This window comes from Kordia periserrulae, assembly GCF_003054265.1.
Taxonomy (GTDB): Bacteria; Bacteroidota; Bacteroidia; order Flavobacteriales; family Flavobacteriaceae; genus Kordia; species Kordia periserrulae.
The window spans coordinates 1-1,201 of sequence record NZ_QBKT01000034.1 but is presented as its reverse complement, the minus strand read 5'-3'; the positions used below and the strand labels follow the sequence as shown (position 1 = coordinate 1,201).

Here is a 1,201-nt window from a genome sequence, read left to right as displayed (position 1 = left end):
AAAAACAAGCGATTTTGGTAAAAAGTTTGATTTCTAATTACAGCCATAGCAATATGTAATAATTTGTTTCTTACAGCATTAAGAACACTCATTTTATTTTTGCCTTGTTTCACTTTTTTTTCATAGTAAAACTTTAGCTCATTTTCCATTCTGACAGCTCTCATTGCCGCCATTTGAAGAGTTGTTTTAAGTTGGCTATCAGCCATTTTAGAGACTCTAGGTTTAGTCTTTAGACTAGTTCCACTTTGTTGTTCAAAAGGTACAACACCAGCAAAACAGGCTAGTTTTCTTGGATTAGTTAATCGTGTAAATCCATTTGTTTTTACAGCAATAGTCCAAGCTGTTATTTTTCCTATTCCTGGAATAGAGAGTATTCTAATGATATTTCGCTTCAATTCTACATCTTGATTTATCTCTAGTTGAATTAAATGCTCTAAAGTTGCTATTTGATAATTAAGTTGTCGTATTTGTTGTTGATTGAGTTGAATAATTTTTGTGATGGCTTTGGTTTTAGTCAGCATTTTTAATTCTGAGTTTTGTTGTTTTAATCCGCTTCTCAATTTGATTTTATGATTCCTTTGGCTAAGTAATATTTTCATACTTTTTATTTGCTCACTAACAGGTTTCCAACATTGAAAGTCTTGATGATTTCTTTCAATAAAAACAGCAATACGTTTGGCATCAACCTTATCATTTTTACCTCGAACTAAACCAATACTTCTTTTGATATGCTTAGGATCTATCACATATACTTTACATTGAGTATGCGCTAGCACCTGATATAGATAATCATTATAATATCCAGTATTCTCCATAGCAACAAAGATATCAGTATGCTTCTTAATTATTTTTTTAAAGAACGTATCAATGTTTTTTATAGTATTACTAATCTTGTAAAAGGTCGATACGCTTTTATCTAATAGACAAATGTCCAATGTTTTTTTACTAATGTCGATTCCTAAATAAATACTTTTCATAAATTAGCTTTTTAACTTTGATAGAGCCATTCATCAGTAACTCAACTCCTTAATAATGGGCTTCAAGTCCCGAATTTCTATTAGAGATTGTTGATGAAAGAACGAACTTAAGTCTGAATCGAACTATGAATTTTTAATTCTGAGCGCAAATAGTGTACTTAAGTTCGGCTCTTTTTTAAACTTAAATATAAATATACAAGTCTAAAGGAGCGCAGTCGAGAACA

1 protein-coding gene is annotated in these 1,201 nt (G+C 30.4%); it reads right to left on the bottom strand.

Going from position 1 to position 1,201, the window contains the following annotated elements:
* The coding region (locus C8N46_RS20065) for an IS110 family RNA-guided transposase (protein WP_108116883.1) at positions 1–977 on the bottom strand (977 nt) is incomplete at its 3' end.
* Positions 978–1,201: the final 224 nt, after the last annotated feature.